Annotated in this window: 27 protein-coding genes; 16 read left to right on the plus strand and 11 right to left on the minus strand. The window is 71.6% G+C overall.

Going from position 1 to position 24,348, the window contains the following annotated elements; genetic code table 11:
* The first annotated feature begins 48 nt into the window (after nt 1–48).
* Nucleotides 49–612 carry a TetR/AcrR family transcriptional regulator gene (locus B0I28_RS05280; RefSeq protein WP_106362772.1) on the plus strand — a complete coding sequence of 188 codons (564 nt, stop codon included), beginning with the start codon at nt 49–51 and terminating at the stop codon, nt 610–612.
* Here B0I28_RS05280 and B0I28_RS05285 read toward each other — a convergent pair.
* Together B0I28_RS05285 and B0I28_RS05290 are read right to left on the minus strand one after the other, a co-directional pair.
* Entirely contained in the window at nt 609–1,550 is a 942-nt protein-coding gene (locus B0I28_RS05285; protein ID WP_106362773.1) for a hypothetical protein, read from the minus strand. The genes B0I28_RS05280 and B0I28_RS05285 overlap by 4 nt on opposite strands.
* 175 nt (nt 1,551–1,725) lie before the next feature.
* A complete protein-coding gene (locus tag B0I28_RS05290; protein WP_181245645.1) occupies nt 1,726–2,313 on the minus strand; it encodes a TetR/AcrR family transcriptional regulator in 588 nt (195 codons plus the stop codon).
* 79 nt (nt 2,314–2,392) lie between these two features.
* On the opposite strand from B0I28_RS05290, the gene B0I28_RS05295 reads away from it, so the two are divergent.
* On the plus strand, nt 2,393–3,184 hold the full coding sequence (locus B0I28_RS05295) for an SDR family NAD(P)-dependent oxidoreductase (protein ID WP_106362775.1): 792 nt from the start codon (nt 2,393–2,395) through the stop codon (nt 3,182–3,184).
* A 116-nt stretch (nt 3,185–3,300) separates the two neighbouring features.
* Here B0I28_RS05295 and B0I28_RS05300 read toward each other — a convergent pair whose 3' ends face one another.
* Nucleotides 3,301–4,164 carry a LysR family transcriptional regulator gene (locus B0I28_RS05300; protein ID WP_106362776.1) on the minus strand — a complete coding sequence of 288 codons (864 nt, stop codon included), beginning with the start codon at nt 4,162–4,164 and terminating at the stop codon, nt 3,301–3,303.
* 104 nt (nt 4,165–4,268) lie between these two features.
* On the opposite strand from B0I28_RS05300, the gene B0I28_RS05305 reads away from it, so the two are divergent.
* From B0I28_RS05305 to B0I28_RS05325, 6 genes are all read left to right on the plus strand, one after another.
* Nucleotides 4,269–5,123 carry an oxidoreductase gene (locus B0I28_RS05305; RefSeq protein WP_106362777.1) on the plus strand — a complete coding sequence of 285 codons (855 nt, stop codon included), beginning with the start codon at nt 4,269–4,271 and terminating at the stop codon, nt 5,121–5,123.
* Between the two features lie 115 nt (nt 5,124–5,238).
* On the plus strand, nt 5,239–5,379 hold the full coding sequence (locus tag B0I28_RS27120) for a hypothetical protein (RefSeq protein ID WP_181245646.1): 141 nt from the start codon (nt 5,239–5,241) through the stop codon (nt 5,377–5,379).
* Nucleotides 5,380–5,536: 157 nt separating this feature from the next.
* Entirely contained in the window at nt 5,537–5,863 is a 327-nt protein-coding gene (locus tag B0I28_RS05310; RefSeq protein WP_146147975.1) for a WXG100 family type VII secretion target, read from the plus strand.
* Nucleotides 5,864–5,936: 73 nt separating this feature from the next.
* Nucleotides 5,937–6,431 carry a WXG100-like domain-containing protein gene (locus tag B0I28_RS05315; protein ID WP_106362779.1) on the plus strand — a complete coding sequence of 165 codons (495 nt, stop codon included), beginning with the start codon at nt 5,937–5,939 and terminating at the stop codon, nt 6,429–6,431.
* Between the two features lie 13 nt (nt 6,432–6,444).
* Entirely contained in the window at nt 6,445–7,254 is an 810-nt protein-coding gene (locus B0I28_RS05320; RefSeq protein WP_106362780.1) for an ATP nucleotide 3'-pyrophosphokinase, read from the plus strand.
* On the plus strand, nt 7,241–7,513 hold the full coding sequence (locus B0I28_RS05325) for a hypothetical protein (RefSeq protein WP_146147976.1): 273 nt from the start codon (nt 7,241–7,243) through the stop codon (nt 7,511–7,513). Before B0I28_RS05320 ends, B0I28_RS05325 begins: the two co-directional genes overlap by 14 nt.
* Nucleotides 7,514–7,566: 53 nt before the next feature.
* Here the strand turns inward: B0I28_RS05325 and B0I28_RS05330 are convergent, their stop codons facing one another.
* On the minus strand, nt 7,567–8,976 hold the full coding sequence (locus B0I28_RS05330) for an MFS transporter (protein WP_106362782.1): 1,410 nt from the start codon (nt 8,974–8,976) through the stop codon (nt 7,567–7,569).
* 86 nt (nt 8,977–9,062) lie between these two features.
* Complete coding sequence (locus B0I28_RS05335; RefSeq protein WP_106362783.1) at nt 9,063–9,506, minus strand: Rrf2 family transcriptional regulator; 444 nt, start codon at nt 9,504–9,506, stop codon at nt 9,063–9,065.
* 106 nt (nt 9,507–9,612) lie between these two features.
* Here B0I28_RS05335 and B0I28_RS05340 point away from each other — a divergent pair, with 106 nt between their 5' ends.
* Nucleotides 9,613–10,068, plus strand: a complete 456-nt coding sequence (locus B0I28_RS05340) for a pyridoxamine 5'-phosphate oxidase family protein (RefSeq protein ID WP_106362784.1) — start codon at nt 9,613–9,615, stop codon at nt 10,066–10,068.
* 12 nt (nt 10,069–10,080) lie between these two features.
* On the opposite strand, the gene B0I28_RS05345 is transcribed toward B0I28_RS05340, so the two are convergent.
* Nucleotides 10,081–11,022, minus strand: coding sequence for a GntR family transcriptional regulator (locus tag B0I28_RS05345; RefSeq protein WP_106362785.1), 942 nt, complete (start codon nt 11,020–11,022; stop codon nt 10,081–10,083).
* 94 nt (nt 11,023–11,116) lie between these two features.
* Between B0I28_RS05345 and B0I28_RS05350 the strand changes: the two genes are divergently transcribed.
* Both B0I28_RS05350 and B0I28_RS05355 read left to right on the plus strand, forming a co-directional pair.
* Complete coding sequence (locus tag B0I28_RS05350; protein WP_106362786.1) at nt 11,117–11,686, plus strand: GNAT family N-acetyltransferase; 570 nt, start codon at nt 11,117–11,119, stop codon at nt 11,684–11,686.
* A gap of 12 nt (nt 11,687–11,698) precedes the next feature.
* Nucleotides 11,699–12,559: an alpha/beta fold hydrolase gene (locus tag B0I28_RS05355; RefSeq protein ID WP_106362787.1), complete on the plus strand. Its 861-nt coding sequence runs from the start codon at nt 11,699–11,701 to the stop codon at nt 12,557–12,559.
* 65 nt (nt 12,560–12,624) lie between these two features.
* On the opposite strand, the gene B0I28_RS05360 is transcribed toward B0I28_RS05355, so the two are convergent.
* The 5 genes from B0I28_RS05360 to B0I28_RS05380 all read right to left on the minus strand — a co-directional run bounded on the left by B0I28_RS05360 (nt 12,625) and on the right by B0I28_RS05380 (nt 17,123).
* Nucleotides 12,625–14,163, minus strand: a complete 1,539-nt coding sequence (locus B0I28_RS05360) for a pectate lyase family protein (RefSeq protein WP_106362788.1) — start codon at nt 14,161–14,163, stop codon at nt 12,625–12,627.
* Nucleotides 14,164–14,296: 133 nt separating this feature from the next.
* Nucleotides 14,297–15,208 carry a non-homologous end-joining DNA ligase gene (gene ligD / locus B0I28_RS05365; protein ID WP_219926578.1) on the minus strand — a complete coding sequence of 304 codons (912 nt, stop codon included), beginning with the start codon at nt 15,206–15,208 and terminating at the stop codon, nt 14,297–14,299.
* Between the two features lie 60 nt (nt 15,209–15,268).
* Entirely contained in the window at nt 15,269–15,739 is a 471-nt protein-coding gene (locus tag B0I28_RS05370; RefSeq protein WP_106362789.1) for an SRPBCC domain-containing protein, read from the minus strand.
* Entirely contained in the window at nt 15,736–16,086 is a 351-nt protein-coding gene (locus B0I28_RS05375; protein WP_106362790.1) for an ArsR/SmtB family transcription factor, read from the minus strand. The genes B0I28_RS05370 and B0I28_RS05375 overlap by 4 nt, the downstream gene beginning before the upstream one ends.
* Before the next feature lie 53 nt (nt 16,087–16,139).
* A complete protein-coding gene (locus tag B0I28_RS05380) occupies nt 16,140–17,123 on the minus strand; it encodes a LacI family DNA-binding transcriptional regulator (protein ID WP_106362791.1) in 984 nt (327 codons plus the stop codon).
* 95 nt (nt 17,124–17,218) lie between these two features.
* On the opposite strand from B0I28_RS05380, the gene B0I28_RS05385 reads away from it, so the two are divergent.
* From B0I28_RS05385 to B0I28_RS05405, 5 genes are all read left to right on the plus strand, one after another.
* A complete protein-coding gene (locus B0I28_RS05385) occupies nt 17,219–18,493 on the plus strand; it encodes a sugar ABC transporter substrate-binding protein (protein WP_106362792.1) in 1,275 nt (424 codons plus the stop codon).
* A 2-nt stretch (nt 18,494–18,495) separates the two neighbouring features.
* On the plus strand, nt 18,496–19,560 hold the full coding sequence (locus B0I28_RS05390; RefSeq protein ID WP_106362793.1) for a carbohydrate ABC transporter permease: 1,065 nt from the start codon (nt 18,496–18,498) through the stop codon (nt 19,558–19,560).
* Nucleotides 19,557–20,411 carry a carbohydrate ABC transporter permease gene (locus B0I28_RS05395; protein WP_106362794.1) on the plus strand — a complete coding sequence of 285 codons (855 nt, stop codon included), beginning with the start codon at nt 19,557–19,559 and terminating at the stop codon, nt 20,409–20,411. The genes B0I28_RS05390 and B0I28_RS05395 overlap by 4 nt, the downstream gene beginning before the upstream one ends.
* Nucleotides 20,408–22,276 (plus strand): glycogen debranching N-terminal domain-containing protein, encoded by a 1,869-nt coding sequence (locus B0I28_RS05400; protein WP_106362795.1) that lies wholly within the window; start codon nt 20,408–20,410, stop codon nt 22,274–22,276. The genes B0I28_RS05395 and B0I28_RS05400 overlap by 4 nt, the downstream gene beginning before the upstream one ends.
* 364 nt (nt 22,277–22,640) lie before the next feature.
* Nucleotides 22,641–24,242, plus strand: coding sequence for an HNH endonuclease signature motif containing protein (locus B0I28_RS05405; RefSeq protein ID WP_106362796.1), 1,602 nt, complete (start codon nt 22,641–22,643; stop codon nt 24,240–24,242).
* The last annotated feature ends 106 nt before the right edge of the window (nt 24,243–24,348 follow it).

A 24,348-nucleotide genomic window follows, 5' to 3' on the forward strand; every position in this document is an offset into this window, starting at 1 on the left:
ACGTCAACCTAGATCGAATGGTTGACGTTGTCAACCCGAGGAGGTTCGGTGAACCGCACCCGCGAGGCGCTGATCGATGTGGCCGCCCGACTGCTCGACGAGGGCGGGACCGACGCGGTGACACTGCGGCAGGTCGGGCACGGTGCCGGCGTGTCCCATAACGCGCCCTACAAGCACTTCGCGGGCAAGGAGGCGCTCCTGGCGGCGGTCGCCGCGCGCGAGCTGCAAGGACTGCGCACGGCGATGGAGCGGGCGGCCGAGAGGCAGCGGCCCGGGGACGCCCTGCGGACCGTGCTCGTCGACTACGCGGCTTGGGCGCTGCGGTACCCGGCGCGGTTCAAACTCGTGTTCGGGCGCTGGAGCATCGAATCCGATGAGCTCGCCGAGGCCGCGACTGCGGCCAACGCCGCCTTCGTCGACCTCGTCGCCGCCGCGCAGCGCGACGGGGAGCTTCCGGCGGGGGATGCGGTTCGGTTGGCGGCGTTGATCCGCGCGCTCGCGCACGGGGCCGCCGACCTCGCGCTCGCGGGGCACCTCGCCGGGGAGCGCAAGGGCGCTGTCGAGCCCGGAGACCTGGTCGAAGATCTGCTCGGCTATCTCAGATCGCGTTAGCGGGGCACGCGGAGGAGCAGGTGGTCGGTGAGGGTTCGGGGGCCCGGCTGGGGGTGGAGGTGGCCGGTCTTGACGAGGGCGGTCATGAGGTCCCAGATGAGTTCATGGGCGAGCACAAGGATGGGTTCGTGACGGCCGGTGTCGGGGAGCGCGGCGGCGAGGGCTCGGGCTTCGGGGTCGGATTGGAGTGCTCGGGCGATGGTGTCGGCGATGGCGAGGCTGTGGTGGTGGAGTTCGTCTTCCCCGGTCAGCACCGGGACGGCTCTTTGGGAGTGCGGGTCGGAGAGCAGGGACTGGCCGGCGTCTGAGCGGGCGAGTTCCCATAGGGCGTTGGAGGTGGCGTCGGTCCAGACCATGACCAGGGTTGCGGCGGATCCGGGGACCTCGTTGACGCCGGCGGTGTTCTTGCGGGGCGGGTGGAGGGCCCAGAAGGCGCCGTTCCAGTAAGGGCGTTCGACGCTGAGTTCGGTGGTGGGGACGAGGCCGTGTGCGCGGAGGCGGTCCCAGAGGAGGCCGTCGACGGCGTGGCCGAAGACGACGGTGTAGTCGTGTGCGGTGTGGCCGCGGCGGCGCAGCTCGGTGGTGATCGCCTTGACGCCGCCGGTGAGGCGGGGTGCGAGGGTGTCGGCGAATGCCCGGATTCGGGGGCGGAGCGCACTGAGGAGGTCGGGGCCGATCACCGGGAAGGCGGTGGTGACGACTTCGCCGTCGATGGTGATCAGCTCGTAGGCGCGCAGCAGCGCGAGCTGGCTCTGCGAGGCGCTGACTCCCCGGGCGTGCAGCTCGGACATGGTGATTCCGTTGCGGGCGTGGTAGAGCAGGACGCCGTTGTCGTCCATGGCGACCACCGAGTGCGGGGTGCTGCGGGCGCCGAGCGCGAACGCGTGGAGGCCCCATTGGGCGAGGTCGGCGGGCGCGTCGGTGCGGTCATCGGACATGCGGACATTCTCCCCGTTCAGGTTTCGCGGAGGCCGATGCGGGTGTGGAGGCGTTTCAGGGGCGGTGGGACCACCGGTTGCACCGGCCGGTGAGGCGCATGACCGCGGGGAGGAGGACGCCGCGGATGATCGTGGCGTCGCCGGTCACCGCGAGGGCCGGCGTGATGCGGCTCGCTCATTCGGGCATGCCCCCGGACGGCGGGCGGAGGGCGTTCGCGGCGGCGTCGGCCGCTTCGTCCTCGGGCGTGGTGGGCCAGGCGAGGTCGGGCTTGTGCAGACGCAGCGACACGATGCCGTGCAGGCCCGTCCACAGGCGCAGGGCGATCGGGAAGGCGGCCGCCTCGCTGCGGCCGGTCCGGGCGGCGATGAGTTCCTGGAGGCGCTGCACCAGGTCCCATCCGGGACGGCGACCGTCGGCGAGGGCGGGGAGCCGGTCGGCGCTCTCGAACAGCAGCTGGTACGCCCCCGGGTTCGACAGTCCCCATCGGACATACGTGGCCGCGCGCGCGGCGAGATCGTCGCCGCAGGACTCCAGCGCGTGCCGCAGTTCGCCGAACTGCTCGTCGATGACCGCGTCGACCAGGTCCTCCCCGGACGCGAAATGCAGGTACACCGCGGAGGGGGCGACGCCGACGTCGCGCGCCACGGCGCGCAGTGACGGCAGTTCGAGCGTCTGGGGCCGGACGATCAGCGCCCTGGCCGCGGCGATCAGCTCCTCCCGCAGTCGGGCCCCCTGGCCCCGCTGGTTGCCGGTCCTGCTCATGGCCGATTGCATCTGTAAGTGAACACCTGTACAGTCTAACTCACTGAACACCTGTTCACTTATATCGAGGACGGTAGCCATGTTCCACAACGCGGTCACAGTGGTGACCGGGGCCAGCGCGGGGATCGGCGCGGCGTTCGCCCGCGAACTGGCCTCCCGCGGCAGCGATCTCGTGCTCGTGGCGCGGCGGCGCGACCGGCTGGAAGACCTCGCCGAGACGATCCGGGGCCGCCACGGCCGCCGGGTCGACGTGGTCGCGGCGGACTTGAGCGAACCCGGGGCCGGCGGGCGCCTGGAGGCCGAGTGCCGGGCGCGGGGGCTGCGGCCGACCTCGCTGATCAACAACGCCGGGTTCGGGATGCACGGCGACCTCGCGCACGCCGACAGCGACCGCCTCGCCGCCATGCTCCGCCTCAACGTCGAAGGCCTGGTGGACATCACGCGGGCCTTCCTGCCGGGACTCCTTGAGCACGGGAGGGGCGCGCTGGTCAACGTCGCCAGCAGCGCCGGATACCAACCGGTCCCGGGCATGGCCGCCTACGCGGCCAGCAAGGCGTTCGTGCTGTCCTTCACCGAGGCGCTCTGGCGGGAGACCCGGCGGACCGGCGTGCGCGTTCTCGCGCTCTCTCCGGGGCCGACGCGCACCGAGTTCTTCGATGTGGTCGCGACGATGAACGACCCGGCCGGGACCTGCCAGACGCCCGAGCAGGTCGTGCGCACGGCGCTCCGGGCCCTCGCCCGCAGGCACGCCCCGCCCAGCATCGTCTCCGGCCGGCTCACCGCCGCCCAGGCGACCGCCGTCAGGTTCCTGCCCCGGCGGGCCGGGATCGCGATCGCCGGCGGCTTCACCTCCGCGAAGCCCGCCGCGTGACACCGTGAGGGAGCCGGCGACCAGTTCCCTGAGATCCTGCGACCCAAAGGTTCGGAGTTCGGTCCCGTGCAGCTCGCGGGAACGGCCGACGTGGCCGACAGCCGACGTGGTGCGTCCTAGAGGAGCGAGCGGACGACGGCGGCGAAGTCCTCCGCGAGCGGGTTCCCGGCCCGCCAGGCGAGGGCGACGCGCAGCGGTTCGGCGTCGGCGAGCGGGACCCACACGAGGTCGGGGCGGGCGTAGTAGGCGGCCATCGACTCGGGCGCGAAGCACACCGCCGCGCCCTCGGCGACCTGTTCGAGCATCTCCTCGACGTTGTCGTTCTTCGGACCCCACCGGGGCTCGCTGCCGTCGGGGCGGGGGTTCACGGCCCACCAGTCGACCCACTCGCGCGGCGCCTTGTCCGTCCACATGAGCGGCTCCGCGTTCGTCTCCAGGACGGACACCGCGTCGCGGCGCGCGAGGCGGTGGCCCGCGGGGACGCCGAGCACGCGCGGCTCGGTGCGGACGAGGACGCTCTCGCAGCCGGTCAGGTCGGCCGGGAGCCACACGAACGCGGCGTCGACCGCGCCCTCGCGCAGGGCCGCGGCCTCGCCGCCCCAGTCGAACCGCTTGGGCACCACCCGGACCCCGGGGCGGCGGCGCGCGAACTCGGCGCGGGCGCGCGTGGTCAGCTCACCGGCGCCGCTGGCCTCGAACCCGACCCGCAGGACCCCGCCCGTGCGGTGCCGCTCGGCTGCCGCGGCCACCTCGTCGGCTGCGGCGAGGGCCGCCGCGGCGGCGTCCAGGACGTCGGCGCCCGCGGCGGTCGGCTCGACGCCGGCGGGGGTGCGGTCGAACAGCCGCACCCCCAGCTCGGCCTCAAGCCCCTTGAGGGCGTAGGAGAGCGCGGGCTGGCTGACGTACAGCGCCTTCGCGGCCCTCCCGAGGTTCCCGTGCTCGGCGATGGCCGCCAGATACCGCAACTGCCGCAGCTCCATGCAGCGATCATAAGCCGCCTTTATGGCCCGGTCGGAAACCGGTATTGGACGCCCCAAGGGCCCCAGGGGGATAAAGGACCGGCACACCGACGGAAGGAAACCCCGTGGACACCGAACCCACCCGCACCGCCGAGGGCCGCGTCTGGCTAGTCACCGGCACCTCCTCCGGCTTCGGCCGGGCGATCGCCGAGGCCGCGCTCGCCGCGGGCGACACCGTGATCGCGACGGCCCGCCGCCCCGAGGACCTCGACGACCTCGCCGCCGCCCATCCGGGCCGGGCCGTGCCCGTGGCCCTGGACGTGACCGACCCCGCCCGCGTGCGCGCGGTCGTCGCCGAGGCGGTCCTCTGGTACGGCCGCATCGACGTCCTGGTCAACAACGCCGGCCGCGGCCACATCGGCGCGGTCGAGGAGACCACCGACGCCGAGCTGCGGTCCCTCATGGACCTGCATTTCTTCGGACCCGCGGACCTGGTCCGGGCCGTGCTGCCGCACATGCGCGCCAACGGAAGCGGCACGATCGTGCAGCTCTCCAGCATGGGCGGGCGCATGTCGTTCCCCGGCGTGGGCGCGTACTCGGCGACCAAGCACGCCCTGGAGGGGCTGAGCGCGGCCCTCGCCGCGGAGGTCCGCCCGCACGGCATCGACGTGCTCGTGGTCGAACCGGGCGCGTTCCGCACCGGCTTGAACGGGGCCGGGCACGTTCAGTCGGCGCCGCTCGACGCGTACGAGGCGACCGTGGGCCCGTTCCGGTCCGCGTTCCCGGACGCGGCCGGGAAGCAGCCGGGCGACCCCGCGAAGGCCGCGGCCGCGATCCTCGCCGCGCTCGCGGCCGACACCGTCCCGCTCCGGCTGGTCCTGGGCGCGGACGCGGCCGACGCGATCGGCGCCGAACTCAAGGAGCAGCAGGCCGAGTTCAGCGAGTGGGAGCCGGTCGCCCGCGCCACCGACTTCGACTAGCGGACGGTCGGCGATCCCGCGCAGGACGACGCGGTGCCGCGGACGGCAGCTCGCGGTCCCGCAGCCGGCCGGTCTCGAGCGGCTCGTCCCGCCGGGCTCGCCGCAGCAGCCGCGCGTGCACTCCGATCCCCTCCCGTTCAACCCCCGTGAAGAGGAGCGCAAGAACAAGCGACTCACCTTCATCCTCGGGACGATCCTCACCATCGGCGTCATCGCGTTCATCGCCTGCCAAGTCGCGATCCGCGACTGGCAGTGAACGACGCCTGCGCTGCCGCGGAGCACGGTCCCGGTTTCCAGGACGTTGTGTAGATGTCGTTGCGGTTAAAGGAAACTGGCCGTCTGGTGGCGCGGGCGGGAATGCGATACGGTGAGGGATCTTTAGCGTTCACCTGGCGCGCCCCGAGGAGATGACCGTGGCCGGACTTCAGATCGATCCCGAGGGGATGCGGCGGTCCGCCGACGGGCTGGACGCCGCGAAGGACGAGGTCCAGGCGCTGCTGGACCAGTTCACGGCGGCGCTGGCGCAGTACGCCGACGCGTTCGGCGGGGACATGGTCGGGTCGATCGCCGGGCCCGCGCACGAGGAGTGCGTCGCGGTCGCGACAGAGTGCTTCACGTCGAACATCGAAGCGCTGGAAGCGTACTCGCAGGACCTCCGCGAGATGGCCGACGAGCACGAGGCCAACGACGCCGAGGTCGCCAAGAGCTTCACGACCATCCACGGCGGACTCAAACCCTGAGCCCTTCCACCCCGGCCCCTGGCCCCTTCCCACCCCCAACCCCCTTGCTCCCCATGCGGAGAGGAGTCGCCATATGGGCATGCAGCTGCCCTCCGAACTCATCACCCTGCTGGGGGTGCTCGGCTACGAGTGGCCCGAGTCGGACGAGGAGAAGATCTTCAACCTCGCGGGCGAGTGGACCGCCATGGCCGACCAGGTCGCCGGGCGGGTCGAGTCGCTGGACGCGGCGGCGCGGTCGCTCATCGAGGGGAACTCGGGCGCCGACATCGACGCGTTCCGAGCCGACTGGGAGCACGAGGAGTCGGCGCTGCGGAACATCGCCGACGTCGCCGACCCGACGAACGAGATCACCATCGGGCTGATGGTCACCGCGGGGATCATCCTGGCGCTGAAGATCAGCGTGATCGTGCAGCTGGCGATCCTGGCGTTCCAGATCGCGCAGGCCATCGCGTTCGCGGCGGTCACGTTCGGGGCGTCGCTGGCGCAGATCCCGATCTTCAAGAAGATCACCGGGCTCATCATCGACCAGCTCATGGACCGGGCGCTGAGCGCGGTGCTCAATGGGTAGCTCCAGTTCCAAGATGAGCGGCGCAGGCAAAGCCGTCGGGACCATCATCAACAAGGCCGCGAAACTCCCGAAATCGTTCCGGAAGGCCGTGAGCCGCAAGAAGAAGCCGGGCGACACGAGCGCGGCGCCGGACCCGAGGACGACCGCGCCGACGCCGGACGCCCCGAAGGGCTGGACGCACCCGAAGCACCCCGAGGTGAAGCTGAGCCCCGAGGACAACGCGGCCGTGGACCGGTTCCTGGCCCGTTCGCGGGACGCCGAGTCGCGGATCACCCCCAAGATGGACGAGATCGCCGCCGCCAACGACTCGAAGCTCATCGGGCGCGACCACCGGCTCAAGACCGAGGACTCGCTGAAGGAAAAGGTCGCGAGGATCCAGCGGCGCAACCCGGACGCGACCGCGGACGACGCGATCGCCGAGATCAACGACTCCGTCAGGTACACCCTCGGGCACGCCGACGACAAGTACACCGACGGCGTCAAGAACGCCCAGCAGACCCTCAAGGACGCCGGGTTCGAGCCCGACCCGAAGCAGTACAAGTTCAAGTGGAACCAGGACGGCAAGTACCAGGGCATCAACACGACCTGGCGCGATCCCGAGACCGGCACCCAGTTCGAGGTGCAGCACCACACCGACCAGAGCTTCTGGGCCAAGGACGAGGGCACGCACGATCTGTACGATCAGATGAAGGTCCTCGACGACGCCGACCCGCGCAAGGCGGCGCTCGACGCGGAGCAGAAGAAGATCTTCAACGAGGTGCCGCATCCGAGCAACGTGCAGGACCTGAAGACGTTCGATGGGAGTTTCGGTGGAGGATCTTAGGTACTTCGTGATGGTGAGCCACCGCTGGCCGAGGTCCAATCCCGCGGGGTTCCTGCGCAAGTACCGCGAGGGCGGGAAGGGCTGGAGCGAGGAGTACGACTTCGCGAAGCCCGGCTGGGTGCGCACCACGTTCTTCCTGGACCACGACCGCGGCCACATCGACTACGACTACGAGGAAGTGCCCGCCGCGGAGGCCGAGGCCCTCATGGAGGAGAAGCGCCGCCGCAAGGCCGAGCGCGACCGCCTCCAGGGCGCCTGAGCCGCCGCCGGGGCGGACCGCGCGGCGGCCCGCCCCGGTGAACCGGTCGGCGCCTAGGCGGCCCCGCGGCGCATGCGGAGCGCGATGAGCGCGGCCGCCGCCGCGACCGCGGCCATGGCGAGGAAGGCGTCGGAGTAGGCGGCGCCGCCGGCGGCCGCATGGAGCGGGTTGACCGCGTCGCGTCCGCTCTGGCGGACGGCGGTGACGAGGACGCCGAAGACCGCAGGTCCGGCGCCCGCGCCGAGGAACTGCGCGCCTTGGAGGAGCCCGAGGCCCACGCCGACCTGCGATGCGGGGAGGGCGCCCGCGGCGCTGCTGAGGATCGGGGTCATCACGAGGATGAAGCCGACGCTGAGGACGAGGATGCCGACGCCCGCCGGGACCACGGAGACGCTCCCGGCGAAGGCGGACAGGAAGAGCGCGGCGGCGATGACCGCGGCGAGGCCCGCCAGGACGAGGGGCCGGGACCCCGTGCGGTCGGCGAGGCGGCCGATCAGGGGCGAGAGTCCGGCGACGGCGAGGCCCGCGGGAACCATGACGAGGGCGCCCGCGCCCGGTTCGAGGCCGTTGACGTCGATGAGCAGCAGCGGCACGTACACCAGGGCGCCGAGGTTCACGGCCATGGCGAGGAACGCGGTGAGGACCGAGGCGCGGTAGTGCGGGTCGGCGAACAGCGCGGGCGGGGCGAACGGGTGCGCCGATCGGGCGGTGCGCCAGGCGAAGAGCGCGAGCGCCAGGGCCGCCGCGGCGAGGCTGCCCCAGGACGCCGGGGCCGCGGGGCCGTCGGCCTGCATCCGGGTGAGGCCGAACAGGGCCAGTCCGGCGCCGGCGCCGAGCAAGGCCCCGCCGAGGAGGTCGAACCGGTCGGCGCCCGCCGGGCGCCCGTCCGGGAGGAGGCGCAGCGCCGCGGGGAGCAGGAGCAGTGCGGCGGCGAGCATGATCCAGAACAGCGCGGACCAGCCGAGGTACTGGCCGATCCCGCCGCCGAGCGCGGGTCCGGCGGCGGTGCCGACGCCCGCGGCGGCGGAGACGACGCCGATGCCCATGCCGCGCTTGCCTTCCGGCAGCAGGCGGGTGATCGCGATCATCGCGAGCACCGGGATCGCCGCGGCGCCCGCGCCGGTCACGATCCGGCCCGCGACGAGCACCGGGAGGTTCGGGGCGAGCGCGCAGACGAGGCTGCCCGCCGCGTAGAGCGCGAGCGCGAACGCGAAGAGGCGCTTGAGGCTCGCCCGGTCGGAGACGCGGCCGTAGACGGGGACGCCGATCGAGAACATGAGCAGGAAGCCGGTGACGACCCAGGCGAGTTCGGCCTCGGAGGCGCCGAACTGCTCCCCGATCGACGGCAGCATGAGGTTGACCATGTCGCTGGCGACGACGGTGGCGAGGACGGCGGGCATGAGCAGTGCGAGCAGGGGCGCCGCGGCGGGGGCGCGTTCGGGTGCGGTTGCGGTGGCGGTCATGCCTCGGTTCCTCCGGTTGAACTGATACTGAAAGGGTTGCAGTTTGGGTTGAAGCGAAGGCCGGGGACGTCCCCGGCCTTCGGCGGTCAGCGCTGCAGGTTGAGCTCGCGCTCCTTCTCCAGGACCCGGTTGACGAGGTCGGCGATCGTGGTGCGGCCCAGGCGCTCCTCCATGGCCCGCTGAGCCTCGCGGAACTCGTCTTCGAGCAGCGCCTGGATGTTGCGCCCGACCTCGCACTCGCGGCTCGGCGGGTGGGGGTGCCCGGCGAGCACCGGGCCGGTCTCGACGGCGGCGTACGCGTCGTAGAGCGTGATCGACCGCGGGGGCCGGGCCAGCCGCCAGCCGCCGCCGCGGCCCTCGGTCGAGTGCGCCAGGTCCGCGTCGCGCAGGGAGCCGAGGATGCGGCGCACGAGCACGGGGTTGCTCTCCAGGCTGTCCGCGATCTCGCCGGACGTCAGGGTCCGCTCCTCCCAGCGCGCCAGCATGGTGAGGGCGTGGATCGCGACCGCGCTCCTGCTGCTGATGCTCACTCGGTCCCCCTCGTCGCTTAGACTGGCACCAGAGTAGTTGCGGTTTATTGCGCCGTCAAGTCGGCCGCCGGTTGCGCTTCGCGCCGCGAAACTCTAGGAATAGGGGATGGACTACAGCAGCACAGGGCGGCGCATCCTCGACGGCATTCGGTACATGACGCTGGCGACGGCCAGTGCGAACGGGCGGCCGTGGGCGACGCCGGTGTGGTTCGCGCACCACGGGTACGAGGAGTTGTGGTGGGTCTCGCGGCCGGGCTCGCGGCACTCGCTGAACCTCGCGGTGCGGCCGCAGGCCGGGATCGCGGTCTTCGACTCGACGGTCCCCATCAGCACGGGCCAGGGCGTGTACGTCGAAGCGGTCGCGGGGGAGGCCCCCGGCGAGGATCTCGCGCGCGGGCTCGCGGTGTACTCGCGGTGCTCGGAGGCCGAGGGCGGCCGCGCCTGGGGCCCGGACGACGTGACGGGCGCGGCGCACCTGCGGCTCTACCGCGCGCAGGTGGTCGAGGCGTTCGTGCTGTCCCCCGAGGACGAACGCGTCCCGGTGGACCTCGCCGCGGAGTGAGCCGGCTCGCGCCTACCCGCGCGGGCGGCGGCGGTCGTGGAGGAGGGCGGCGAAGCCGTCGAGGTGGCGGGCGAGGGTGTAGTCGAAGAGGGCTTCGAGGTCGGTGAAGGCGTCTTGGGGCGCGGCGGCGAGGAGGGGGAAGTCCTCGGCGGACAGGAGCGTGTCCGTCTGAGGGCGCTGGGACCGGTGCCAGTGGTCGAGGGAGACGCCGGTCTCGATCTCGGCGTCGGCTTCGGCGGCGAGCGCGAGGGCGGCGGTGTTGACGAGGGCGTGGAGGGCGAGGGCTTCGCGGGCGCAGGTGCGGGGCGAGAGGCCGAGGCCGTCGAGGGCGCGGAGGGTCCATTCGGTGTAGGCGGCGAGCGCCGGGACGAGGAGGGGCCTGGTGAAGGAGACCGCGCGGGCGGCCCAGAGGTGGCGGCGGTAGAGGTCCCATTGGAGGCGGGCGATCGCGTCGAGGCCGCGGCGCCAGTCGGCGGCGGGCTCGGGGAGGGGGCGTTCGGCGGCGATCTCCTCGATCATCGCGAGGAGGAGGTCCTCCTTGGTGGCGACGTGGCGGTACAGGGACATCGGGCCGACGTTCAGGTCGGCGGCGACACGGCGCATCGTGACCGCTTGCAGCCCTTCCCGGTCGGCGATGTCGACGGCTTGCCTGCGGATGCGCGGGAGGGTGAGGGGAGGGGGGAGGGACCCTTTGCGGGCGGGCCGCACCTTCGGGGCGGGACTCTTGGCGGGCACCGGCTTCGCCCGGTCGCTCACGACCGTTCCGGCACCGACCTTGGTGACCACCAGGCCCTCGTCGCGCAGCACCGCCATCACCCGGTTCGCCGTCGCGGTCGCGACGCCCCAGCGCTGTGCGATCTGCCTGACGGACGGCACCCGGTCCCCCGGGCGCAGGTCGCCCGCGGCGATGCCCGCTCGGAGTTCCGCGGCGATCTGGCGGTACGGCGGTTCCATCCCACCAGTGTACTAGGTCATTCATCGCCGGACTAGCACACTTTCCCCCAGCCGTGCCTTTCACTGCACCGTTTCCCGTGTGAGCCTGGGTTCCGTGGACATCGATACAGTGTACGCATCCGATGCCGGCGGACTCGTCGGCGTGCTCTCCTCGGCGTTCGCCGCCGATCCGCTCGCCGCATGGCTGTTCCCCGACGAGGGCCGCCGGGCGGCATACCAGGAGGGGTTCTACCGGTCGCTGCTCGGCCGTCCGCGGGCCGAAGCCCACGTCGCCGGGGCCGAGGGCGCTGCGCTCTGGCTGCGGCTCGACCGGGGCGAACGGCTCGACGCCGGCAGCGCGCCTCCCGGCGGGCCCCTCGCCCGGTTGTTCTCGCTCGGCGCCGCGCTCGGCGAGCGGCATCCGGTCGACCGGCCGCACCTGTACCTCGCGGTCATGGGCGTGGTCCCCGCGTCGCAGGGCCGCGGGATCGGGTCGGCGCTGCTGCGGCACGGGCTGGCGCTCGCGGACCGGGACGGGCTGCCCGCGTACCTGGAGGCGAGTTCACCGGGCAGCCGGGCCCTGTACCTGCGGCACGGGTTCGCCGACCTCGGCGGGCCGGTCCGGGTCGAGGGCGCGCCGCCCGTCCAACCGATGCGGCGGGAACCCGCCGCTACCGATTCGTAAGGAGCACAAGCCATGTCCAATCCCACCGTCGTGCTGGTGCACGGCACGCACGTCTCGTCGTTCAGCTGGGTCGGGCTCACCTCCGAGCTCACCCTCCGCGGGTTCCCCACGGTCGCAGTGGATCTGCCCGGGCACGGGGTCGACGGGTTCTACCCGCGGTCGTACCAGGCGCCGCAGGACCTTGCGGCCCTTGCCAAGGAGCCGTCGCCCCTCGCGGGGCTCACGCTCGACGACTATGCGGAACACACCGTCGAGGTCGTGCGGCGGGCCCGCCGGAACGGGCCGGTCGTGCTCGTCGGCTCCAGCCAGGGCGGGGTCACGTTGGGCCGGGTCGGGAACGCCGTGCCCGAGCTGGTCGACCGCCTCGTCTACGTGGCGGCGTACTGCCCGGTCGAGCTGCCGAGCATGGCCGCGTACCTCGCGGAGCCGGAGAACGCGGAGAGCCTCATCGCCAAGGTCACCGCGGCCGTCGCCGGGGACCCGGCCGAGCTCGGGGTGGCGCGGGTGAACTGGCGGACCGCCGATCCGGTGCTGCTGGACGGCATCCGCGAGTGCCTCGCGGGCGGTTTCGGCGACGAGGAGCTGCTGCGGGCGCTCAACCTGTTCCAGCCCGACGAGCCCGTGGCGGTCCCCCTGGCGGAGACCAGGGTCGAGGCGGACCGGTGGGGGCGCATCCCGCGGACGTACGTGCGGTTCACCGAGGACCGGCTCATCCCGCCCGCGCTCCAGGACCGGTTCATCGCCGAGGCCGACCGGCTGACGCCGGGCAACCCGACCGAGGTGCATTCGCTGCCGCTGCCGCACGTCGGGCCGTTCTCGCGGCCGGAGGTCGTGGAGCTCATCGCCGGGATCGCCTCGCGCGCAAGGGAGTAAGGAGCAGTGAGGACGCCCGGGGTCATGCCCCCCGGGCGTCCTCGTTCCGGATCCCGTTGCCGGAGTTATGCGTAGGTCTCGAACTCGGTGATCTTCGGCGTGCCGGAGGCCGAGGTGATCACGAAGTTGACCTTGGTGAGGGACGTGGCGGTGAAGGAGATCGTGCCCGCCCCGGTGCCGGAGGCGAGGACCGCCCCGGTGTCGTTGTTGACCAGCTGCCACGAGCCGATACGGCCGGTCGCGTCGGAGGCCTCCTTGATGACGACCGTGTCGATCGTCTTCGCGGAGCTCCACTTGACCGAGACGCGCCCGGTGGTGCCGCTCGGGGACCAGTAGGTCGAGGTGGAGCCGTCGATGACGTTGCCGTAGCTGGTGCCGGAGGCCTTCGAGGTGCCGTCGGCGCCCGCGCCGATGCTCAGGTTCGCGCCCGTGGGCGGGTTCCCGGTGGTCGGCGCGTCGGTGGTCGGCGTGGTCGTGGTCGGGCCCGCGGTCGGCGAGGTCACCGAGCAGGAGCCGTCGGAGGTCTTCAGGCCCTTGTTCGCGCCCGCGGTCGCGGTCACGATCGACGGGACGCAGCTCGCGTTGTCGAGGCTGTACGAGTACGGGATGGAGACCGTGGTCGTGGAGGTCGGGTTCGGGCCCGCCGGGTGGTTGTCGGTGCCGGGGGACGACCAGGTCACGTTGTCGAAGGTGTTCCCGCTGACCTGCCAGTAACCCATGAGGTCGGTGTAGAAGGTCCCGAGCGGGTCCTTCGAGTCCTCGAAGTAGTTGTTGTCCACCTTGATCTTCGCGCCGACGCGGGGGTTGATGCCCGACTCGACGATCCCGGTGAAGTAGTTGTTGTAGGTGTGCGCGGTCCCGCCGCGCAGGAGCGGCATGCGCGAGTTCAGGTTCTGGTACAGGTTGTGGTGGTAGGTGATGAAGCTGCTCGCGGTGTCGCTGTCGCTGGAGCCGACGAGGCCGCCGCGCTCGGAGTTGCGCAGGATCGAGTAGGAGAGCGTCACGTACTTGGTGTCGTTCTTCAGGTCGAACAGGCCGTCGTAGCCCTCGGACTCGCCGCCGGAGGCTTCGAGGGTGGTGTGGTCGACCCACACGTTGCGGACCGTGCTCTCCATGCCGATGGCGTCGCCGCCGTTGGAGGTCGGGGAGCCGGACTTCTTCACGTTCTTGACCGTGACGTTCTGGATGATGATGTTGCTGGAGTCGCGGATGTGGATGCCGAGCTGGTCGAACGTGGCGCCCGAGCCGACGCCGAGGATCGTGACGTTGCTGATCCCCTTGAGCTCGATGCGGTCCGCGGCGGTGTCGCAGCTGTCGCCGTCGACCGCCGTGGTGTTCCCGTGGTTGATGGTGCCCTCGACCTGGATGATGATCGGGGTGCTGGTCGAGGCCCGGTTGCACAGGGCCGCATGGATCTGCGTGCCGGTGGTGGCGCGCACGACCGCGCCGCCGGCGCCGCCGGTGGTGCCGCCGTTCTGCGTGGCGTAGCCGGTGGCCGCGTTGGACTGCGCCGAGGCGCCGGTGGTCGAGAACGCGATGCCCGCGACGGCCACGGCCATCGCGGCGGCCACCGTGCCGACCTTGAGTGCTAGCGATCGTCTCATCGCCGAGCTCCTAGGGGTTAGGGATTGACATGTTTCAATGAGTCTAAGGAAAGCCCTTTCCGGAAATCAAGGGTTTTGGGCAACCGATTGCACAAGTTTTTCGCGGCGGCGGTGCGGGCGGTCCGAGCGGGCGTCAGCCCAGGTTCTCCAGGGCCTCTTCGGCCGACGCGGCGTGCGCGTCCATCGCCGACCACGGGTCCGGTTTGCGCATGAGGCGGCGGCGGACCTTCTCGGTGGTGTACTTCGCGGGGCGCGAGCGGCCGAGCTCGTCCCAGTCGAGCGGGGTGGCGACGGCCGCGCCGGGGCGGGCCCGCAGCGAGTACGGGGCGATGAAGGTCTGGCCGAAGGCGTTCCGGTTGACGTCCAGGAAGATCCGGTCCCCGCGTTTGTTCTTGCGCTGCGCGGTGGTGAGCAGGTCCGGGTCCTCGGCGGCGAGGCGGTCGGCGACCGCGAGGGCGAGCTCGCGGACGGCGTCGAAGCCGGTGGAGCGGTCGAGCGGGGCCGCGACGTGGTAGCCGCGCCCGCCGGTGGCCTGCACGAACGGGGTCAGGCCGATCTCGGTGTAGACGTCGCGCAGGCGCCGGGCGACCGTGTGGAGCACCGTGTGGTCGGTGCCGTCGGGCGGGTCGATGTCGATGACGAGCCGGTCGGGCCGTTCGAGGTCGTCGACGGTGGAGGGCCAGACGTGGAACTCGATCGCGGCCTGGTTCGCGAGGTAGACGAGCGTCGCCGGGTCGTCGCAGACGACGTAGTGGACGGTGCCCCCGTCGGTGCGCGACCGCACCGCCTCGGTGCGGATCCAGTCGGGGAAGTGGTCGGAGGCGTCCTTCTGGAAGAACCCGCTCCCGCCGATGCCGTCGGGGAAGCGGCGCAGCGTGAGCGGGCGGCCCGCGAGGTGGGGGACCATCGCCTCGGCGACCGACTCGCAGTGGTCGATCAGGTCGCCCTTGGTGAGGCCGTCGTCGGGGAACAGGACCTTGTCGAGCCGCGAGACCTTGATGTCGCGGCCCGCGACTGCCACTGTTGCGGCTTTGCCTGGCGCCATGCGGGGTACACCTCCTTGATGCGGAGGTGTACCCGCAGGTCGCGGCCGTAAACGAGCGTCCTATGCCTCCCGTTCGGCGAGCGCGGCGAGCTGCCCGATGACCGTGCCCCAGCCCTCGTGGAAGCCGAGCTCCTCGTGGCGCTTGCGGGACGCGGCGCTGCCGTGGCGCACCAACGCGCGGTACGCGGTGCCCTCGGGGGCGTCGGCGAAGGTGATCTCGGCGGTCATGGCGACCGGCTCGGGCTCGGCCGGGCGCCAGGCGCTGTCGATCGCGTTGGTGAAGACGATGCGCTCGCCGTCCTCGACGACGAGGAACGCGGCGTCCATGTGCGGCCGGAATGCATCGCCGTCCTCGCTCATGCTGGTGACCATCGGGCCGCCGGGCACGGCGTCGAAGCGCTCGACGCGGCACGCGTACGGGGCCGGGAGCCACCACTGCTCGAAGCGGGCCGGGTCGGTCCAGGCCCGCCAGACGCTGTCGCGGGGCGCGCGGATGACGCGCTCGATGACGAGGTCGAGTTCGGTGTTCATTGGTGCTCCTCGGGATCGGTGACGAACTGCTCCAGCCGGTCGGTGCGCGACTCCCAGACCCGCCGCTGCTCGGCGAGCCAGTCGTCGACGAGCGCGAGCCGCTCGCGCCGGAGCGCGCAGGTGCGGACCCGGCCGGTCTTGGCGGTGCGGATGAGGCCGTTCGCCTCCAGGGTCCGCACGTGCTTCATGAAGGAGGGGAGGGTCATCGGGAACTCGCGGGCGAGGTCGCCGACGCTCATCGGGCCGCGCCCGAGGCGGCGGACCACCTCGCGGCGGGTGGGGTCGGCGAGCGCGGTGAACACACCGTCGAGAGCGGTGCCGACCAGCGTCTCCGAATACTGTGCCATAAGGCTAAGTATTACTCACTGAAACACTTAGCGCAAGGGCTAAGTGTTTTTTGCTAGCGGATGATGAGCCGCGGCTCCACGAGCAGGCCCTTCGGCTCCTGCGCCACGACCTTGTTCCCCTCGGGACCCATGAGCATCTCCAGGATGCCGGCGGCGACGCGCTCGGGGAGCTGCTCGACGCTGGAGATCCCGAGCGCCTCGGCGGCGGCGGTGTTGTCGAAGCCGACGATCGGCAGCTCGGGCCGCCCGGCCTGGACGGCGGCGAGGTGCGCGCCGATCGCGAGGGCGTCGCTGACGCACACGAGGCCGTCGATCCCGTTCGGCAGCAGGGCCTTCACGGCCTCCTGGCCTTCGGCGACGCCGTCCTCGGCGGTGAGCCGCGGGGCGGTCCGCTCCCCCATGGCCTCGCGCCAGCCGCGCTCGCGGTCGCTGCCGCTCTCCGAGCCCTCGGGCCAGCCGAGGAACGCGATGCGGTCCCCGGCCCGGTCGAGGAGATGCCTGGTGGCGCTGCGGGTCCCGGCGGCGCCGTCGATGTCGACCCACGGGTGGGCGGCGGTGTCGGTCCCCCAGGGGCGGCCGAAGGCCGCGAAGGGGACGCCGCGTTCGAGGAGGCGGGCGGCGCGGCGGTCGCCGCGGGAGGTGCCGGTGAGGACGATCGCGTCCACTTCCCCGGCGTCGGCGAGCTCGTCGAGGTGCCGCAGCTCCTCCTCCAGTGTCCTTGCGGCGTAGAGGAGGACGCGGAGGCCGCGGGCCGCGGCACTCTCGGTCAAGGCGTGGACGAAGCGGTCGAGGACGACGCCGGAGACGCCCCCGGAGTAGGGGTCGAGCTTGACGGCGATCGTGGAGGTGCGCTGGGTGCGCAGGCGCCGGGCGAGGGCGTTCGGGGAGTAGCCGAGGGCCTCGATCGCGGCCTGGACCTTGAGGCGCGTCGACTCCTTCACGATCGAGGGGGAGTTGACGACGTTGCTCACGGTCTGGCGCGAGACGCCCGCTTCGCGCGCGACGTCCCCGATTGTCGCGGCCTTCCGTTCCGCCATTCGGCCCTGTCCCCTCGCACTTGACGTTCGCTCGCGGACGAGCCTATCGTATGATCGTTCCAATAAAAATTGATCGATCCAAAAACGGTCGGTCGATGGATCAAAGGAGATTCACCGTGAGCAGCAGGAGACGCACCGCCCTCGCGGCAGGGAGCGCGGCCGTCGCCGCCGCGCTGGCCCTCGCCGGGTGCGGAGGCCAGGGCTTCGACGACAGCGGCAACGACGACGCGGAGGGCCTGACCTCCTCCGACGACGCGCTGACGATCCTCTACGGCGCCAGCGGCGAGGCCGAGACGCAGGCGATCGAGGCCGCGCTCGCGGCCTGGTCCGAGGAGTCCGGCATCGAGGCGACCGCGGTCGCCGCCACGAACATGGACCAGGAGCTGTCGCAGGGCTTCGCGGCGGGCTCCCCGCCCGACCTGTTCTACCTGGCCCCCGAGAAGCTCGCCGGGTACGCCGCGAACGGCTCCCTCGAACCGTACGGCGACCTGCTCGCGAACAAGGACGACTTCTACCCCGGGCTCGTCCAGAACTTCACGCTCGACGGCGAGTTCTACTGCGCCCCCAAGGACTCCTCCACGCTCGCGCTGGTCATCAACACCGACCTGTGGGCCGAGGCGGGCCTCACCGACGCCGACATCCCGACGACCTGGGACCAGCTCGACGCGGCCGCCGCGGCGCTGACCTCCGGCGACACGGTCGGGCTCGCGTTCGGCGCCGAGTACCAGCGGGTGGGGGCGTTCATGGCGGGCGCGGGCGGGCGCCTGGTCTCCGAGGACGGGACGACCGCGGTCGCCGACTCCGCGGAGAACACCGAGGCGCTCGAATACGTCAAGGGCCACTTGGAGGACGGCACGTTCGCCTATGCTGCGGACCTCGGCGCCGGTTGGGGCGGCGAGGCGTTCGGCAAGGGGCTCGCGGCGATGACCATCGAGGGCAACTGGATCACCGGCGGCCTGTCCGCCGACTTCCCCGACGTCGACTACAAGGTCGTGGAGATGCCCGCGGGCCCGGCCGGGCAGGGCACCCTCCAGTTCACGAACTGCTGGGGCATGGCCGCCGACTCGCCGAACCAGGAGGCCGCGCTCGACCTCGTGGAGTACCTGACGAGCGCCGACCAGCAGCTCGCGTTCTCGGAGGCCTTCGGCCCCATGCCGTCCGTGCAGTCCGCGGCCGACACGTGGAGCACCGACAACCCGGAGCTCGCGGCGTTCCTCGCGGGCGCCGACTACGCGACGGGCGTGCCGACCGCGGCCGGCTCCGCCGAGGTGATCGCCGACTTCAACGCGCAGCTCGAATCGCTCGCGGCCGGCGACCCGGCGCAGATCCTCGCGACCGTGCAGGGCAACCTCGAAGCCGTGGTCGGCTGACCATGGCCCTCAAGGCACCCGGCAGACGCGCCCGGCGCGAGGACGCGCGCGCCGGGTGGCTGTTCACGCTCCCGGTGATCGCCGTGCTCGGGCTGTTCCTGCTCGTGCCGGTGCTCATGGCCCTGTGGGTGAGCTTCTCCGACTGGACCGGGCGCGGGTCGCCGCTCGCGCCCGGCGTCGGGTTCGTCGGCTTCGACAACTACGCGGCGATCACCTCGGGCGGCGGGCTCGCGGAGCGGAACTTCGGGATCGCCCTGCGCAACAACGCCTGGTACGTGCTCCTCGTGGTGCCGCTCCAGACGGGCCTGTCACTCCTGCTGGCGGTCCTGGTGAACCGCGCGGTGCTGCGCGGGCGCGGGCTCTTCCGCACCGCGTTCTACTTCCCGTCGGTGACCAGCTCGGTGGCGATCACGGTGCTGTGGCTGTTCCTGTTCTCCACCTCCGGCGCGGTCAACCAGGTGCTCGGGTGGATCGGCCTCAACGGCCCCAACTGGTTCAACGACCCGCGCGGGATCGTCCACGTCGCGCTCGGCGGCGGGAACGGGCCCGCGTTCCTCACCGGTTCGGACTTCCTGGGCGTGACGTGGTGGGACTGGCTGTCGGGGCCGTCGGTGGCGATGAGCGCGCTCGTCCTCATGGCGGTGTTCACCACGAGCGGCACGTTCATGCTCCTGTTCCTCGCGGCGCTCCAGAACATCGGGCCGGAGCTCGACGAGGCGGGCCGCATGGACGGCGCCACGGCCTGGCAGCGGTTCTGGAGGATCACGCTCCCGCAGCTGCGGCCCGCGCTGTTCACGGTGCTCACGCTGGGGCTCATCGGGTGCTGGCAGGTGTTCGACCAGATCTACACGGGCACGCAGGGCGGGCCCGGCAAGACCACGGTGACGCCCGCGTACCTCTCGTACGAGGCGGCGTTCACCGACCAGGCGTGGGGGCAGGGCGCGGCGATCTCGTTCGTGCTGTTCGCGATCATCGTCGTCTTCACGGTCTTCCAGCGGTGGGCCCTGCGCGAGCGGGACACGTCGAAGCGGGTCGCGCGACGCCTCGCGAAGGAGGCGAGGGCATGACGACTACTTCCATGGCGCGCAAGCGCAGGCCCCGCATCGGGCAGGCGGTGCTGTACGCGGTGCTCGTGTCCCTCGCGGTCGTGTACGTCTTCCCGTTCCTGGTGCAGATCGCGACCTCGTTCAAACCGGACGCGGAGGCCGCCGCGAACGCGGTGTCGCTGTGGCCGCAGACGTGGACGTTCGCCGCGTACGAGCGGCTGTTCACGCGCTCGGACTTCCCGCTGTGGTTCGCGAACTCCGCGGTCGTCACGGTCGCGGTCACCGCGGGGCGGGTGTTCTTCGCGTCGCTCGCGGGCTACGCGCTCGCGCGGCTGAAGTTCCGCGGCCGGGGGCTCGTCTTCGCGCTCATCGTCGCGGTGATGGCCGTCCCGTCGGTGGTCCTGCTGATCCCGAAGTTCCTGGTGCTCAACCAGCTCGGCATCTACGACTCCTATGCGGGCATGATCCTGCCGCTCCTGGTGGACGCGGCGGGGGTCTTCATCATGAAGGGCTTCTTCGAGTCGGTCCCGGTGTCGGTGGAGGAGCAGGCGCGCATCGACGGGGCCGGGACGTTCCGGGTGTTCTGGTCCGTGGTGCTGCCGATGGCGCGCCCGGCGCTGGTCACGATCGTGATCCTGTCGTTCCAGGGGTCGTGGAACGAACTGAGCCACTTCATCGTCTCGACCCAGTCGCCCGAGCTGACGACGCTCACGAAGGGCGTGGCCTCGCTCGCGTCCGGGCAGCTCAGCCAGGGCACGCAGTACCCGGTCAAGCTCGCGGCCGCCGCGATCATGACGATCCCGGTCGCGGTGCTGTTCTTCGTCTTCCAGAAGCACATCATGAACACGAGTGAAGGAGCCGTCAAGGGATGACCCCCGGCCGCCAGCCTTTCCTGCACGACGCCGTCATCGCGCTGCACGCGCCCACCCAGGCGTGGTCGCGGCCCGACGGCGCGATGACCGCCCCGATCGACGGCCTGTTCCACGGCGACCGCCGGTTCGCGCGCGGCCTCCGGATCGAGGTCGAGGACGAAGCGCCCGAAGCGATCGCGACCTCCGGGCGCGGCGCGCGCACCGTCGGGTTCGACGCGGTCCTGCGGGGCGTGGACGACCCGTCGCCGGACCCGCACCTGCGCCTCGGCCGGGAGCGGACCGTCGGGGACGGGACCCTCGCGGAGGCGCTGACCGTGGCGTCGGTGGTGGACCGGGAGGTGGCGGCGGTGCTCCGGCTCGTCGTGGAACCGGACTTCGCGCCGTTGCAGGAGGTCAAGTCGGGGCACGGGAGGGCCGCGGCGTGGACCGCGGACGTCGACGGCGCCTCGGCGGTCGTCGCCTCGGGCGACGCGTCGTTCGCGCTGAGCACCGACGCCGGAACCTGGTCCATTGAGAACGGATCGCTGGTCCTGGAGTGGCCCTTCACTGTCGGACCGGGCGAGACCGCGGTGCTGCACTGGGGCATGCGGGTGAGCGACCCGGGCCTGGTCGTGCAGGCCGCCGCGCATCGCGCGGGCTGGGCCGTCGACACCACGGGGGTCGACGGCCGCCTGGCCCGCTGGGCCGCGACGGCGCTCGACGACCTGGACGCGCTGCGCCTGGCGTTCCCCGAGCACCCGGAGGACGACTTCCTCGCGGCCGGGGCGCCCTGGTTCTTCACCCTGTTCGGGCGCGATTCCCTGTGGGCCGCACGGATGATGCTCCCGGTCGATGTCAACATCGCGGCCTCGACGCTCCGCGTCCTCGCACGCCTGCAAGGGAAGGCGGACAACGCCGAGACCGAGGAGGAGCCGGGGAAGATCGCGCACGAGCTGCGCGCCACCGCGTTCCGGATGCCCGGTGAGGACATCACGCTCCCGCCGCTCTACTACGGCACGGTGGACGCGACGGCGCTGTGGGTGTGCCTGCTCGTGGACGCCTGGCGGGCCGGGATGCCGCGCGAGGAGGTCGCCGAGCTGGTCCCGAACCTGCGGGCGGCCCTCCAGTGGATCGCCGTGGCGGCGGCGAAGGACGGGTTCCTGTCGTACTTCGACCGCAACGGCAAGGGCCTGTCGAACCAGGGCTGGAAGGACTCCGGCGACTCGATCCAGTGGCGCGACGGGCGACTCGCGAAGGGCCCCATCGCCCTCTGCGAGGCCCAGGGCTACGCGCACGAGGCCGCCGCGGGCGCCGCGGACCTCCTCGACGCGTTCGGCGACGACGGCGACCAGTGGCGCGGGTGGGCGGCGCGGCTGCGCGAGCGCTTCAACGAGCGGTTCTGGGTCGAGACCCCCGAAGGCCGCTACCCGGCCATCGCGCTCGACCGCGACGGGCAGGCCGTGGACACGCTCACCAGCAACATCGGGCACCTGCTCGGCACCGGGATCGTGGACGCCGCGGACGAGGCGGCCATCGCGAGACTGCTTGTGGGCGAGTCGATGAGCTCGGGCTACGGGGTCCGCACGATGTCGAGCGGCGCGGCCGGATTCTGGCCGCTGAGCTACCACGGCGGGGCCGTGTGGGCCCACGACTCGGCGATCATCGCGCACGGCATGGCCCGCGCCGGGCTCCGCGAGGAGGCCGCGGTCGTGGTCGAGGGGCTCCTGCACGCCGCGGAGGGCTTCGGGTTCCGGATGCCGGAGCTGCACGCCGGCTTCTCGCGCGCCGAACGCGACCGCCCGGTCCCCTACCCGGCGGCGTGCCGCCCGCAGGCGTGGTCGGCGACCGCCGCGATCACCTGCCTCCAGATCGCCAGGGGCGCTTAGGCTTCCGGGGCCCGCAGAGGGGGCGGGCCCCGGAAACACGGGAAGCACCGGGAGGACCGGAAGGGCCGGAAGGGCCGGAAGGGCCGGAAGGGCCGGAAGGGCCGGAGGCAATCTCCTTATGGGAACTAGCTTTCGGCTTGCGGGTGATCTTGGGTTGGGGTTAGAGCGGGCAGCGACGAAGAGGTCGAGTTGTTGCTGGGGTTGGTTGGCGGCCATGGGGTCTGAGGGTGGTGCGGGCGGGGCTGGATGAGACTTCCTCACCAAAGATCACCCTTCTGGGTGTTGGCACCCTATCGAACACAGCGTCACAATTGAAACACACCAGCGAACACGCAGGGCACAACACAACAAGGAGGTGATCCCGATGGCGACCAACACGATCGAAGCCCGCAGCGGCAGCGACCAGGCCCAGACCATCCGGGCCCTCCTCGACACCGCCGCCACGGTAGTCAACACCCAGTACGCCCGGGTCCTCGCCGCGGTCATCGACGCCAAGCAGGCGAACCTCCACCGCACCGCCTTCGGCTTCTCCGCCCTGCGCGACTGGCTCGTCTCCACCTTCGACTTCACCCACCGCACTGCCTCGGACATCGCCGCCATCGCCCGCCTCTCCACCAAATTCCGGGCACTCGTCGAAGCAGCCGTGACAGGCCAGGCCAGGATCGACCAAGTCGCCTACGCGGTCAGGCAGTTGGACCGCACCCCTGCGATGCGGCTGTTCGCACTCACCCCCTTCCGCACCCCAGTCCCCTCCCCCTTCGACCCTGCGGTGCTGTGCGCGACACCCGAACACCTGATCGCCCAGTACTGCACCCACGCCCCCTTCAAAGACCTCCAGCGCCACCTTGACGAACTCGCCGCCCACCTCGCCGAAGAGTCCGAACTCCTCGACAGCCTCGGCCAGCAGTCCCTCCAATGGATCGAACTCGCCGAGACCGACAACGGCATGTGGGCCCTCTCCGGCGAACTCTCAGGCGACACCGGCAGACTCCTCGACAAGTACCTCAAGACCGCCTGCCCCCCACCCCGCCAAGACGAACAAGACCTCGACGGCGTGCTCCCGGCCCAGCCGAACCGGCACGCCGAAGCCCTCCACCAGCTCCTCGCCGGCTACGGCACCAGCCCCGACGCAGTCAAGCGGCACGGCCACACCGCCACCCTCGACCTCACCGTCGACATCGACACCTTGCAGGGCGAAGACACCGGCCGCACCCCGCTCCTCGAAGGCCAGCCCATCTCAGTCGCCAAAGCCCGCCTGATGGCGTGCGAAGCCCAGGTCATCCCCGGCGTCTTCGACTACGAGACCGGCGAGGCGATCGAACTCGGCAGAGCCGCCCGCCTCCCCAATGCCGCGCTGCGCCGCAAGCTCGAACTGGAGCAGCGCGAAGGGTGCGCCTGGCACGGGTGCTCCCGGCCGGTCGCCTGGACCGAAGCCCACCACATCCAGCATTGGGCCGACGGGGGCGACACGAACGCGGACAACCTGATCCTCCTGTGCCGCTTCCACCACGGCCGCATCCACACGGCAGGCTGGTCGGTTGAGAAGACCGGCCCCGGCCAAGCCCTCATCACCCACCACGACCACACCGCCACCGGTGATGGCACCGGGGCCGGGCAGGCCGGGCAGGCCTGGGAGTGCGGATGCCCCGACTGGCGCACCGATGCCGACATGGACACCGAAAACCAGGGCAGCGACTGGGATGTGTTCCCGACCGGGCTCTACCGAGCCGAATGGTCCGACACCCTCAAACTCGAACTGGACTCGCGAGCCGAAGAGGCCGAACGGCAAAGAGCCCTCGCCGCCATCCGACAGGCAAGAGCCAAATGCCGAACAAGGTTCACACCCCACGCCAAAGAGCCTGCACCGGCCGAGGCGAGCGGACCGACCTCACCACCACCGCCCCCGCCAGCAGCCACCCATCGGGAACCGATCCCGGCCGGCAGCCCAGGAGCCCCGCCCTTCTGAACCCGCCCGCCCCAGGCCAGCCAACCAGGGCGGGAGAAGGAAAGCGAAGGCACGGCACACACCAAGACCCCAGGCCCAGCATTCAAGCCCGGCCGCCTCCCACATA

The organism is Glycomyces artemisiae, from assembly GCF_003002955.1.
In the GTDB taxonomy this organism is placed as follows: Bacteria; Actinomycetota; Actinomycetes; order Mycobacteriales; family Micromonosporaceae; genus Glycomyces; species Glycomyces artemisiae.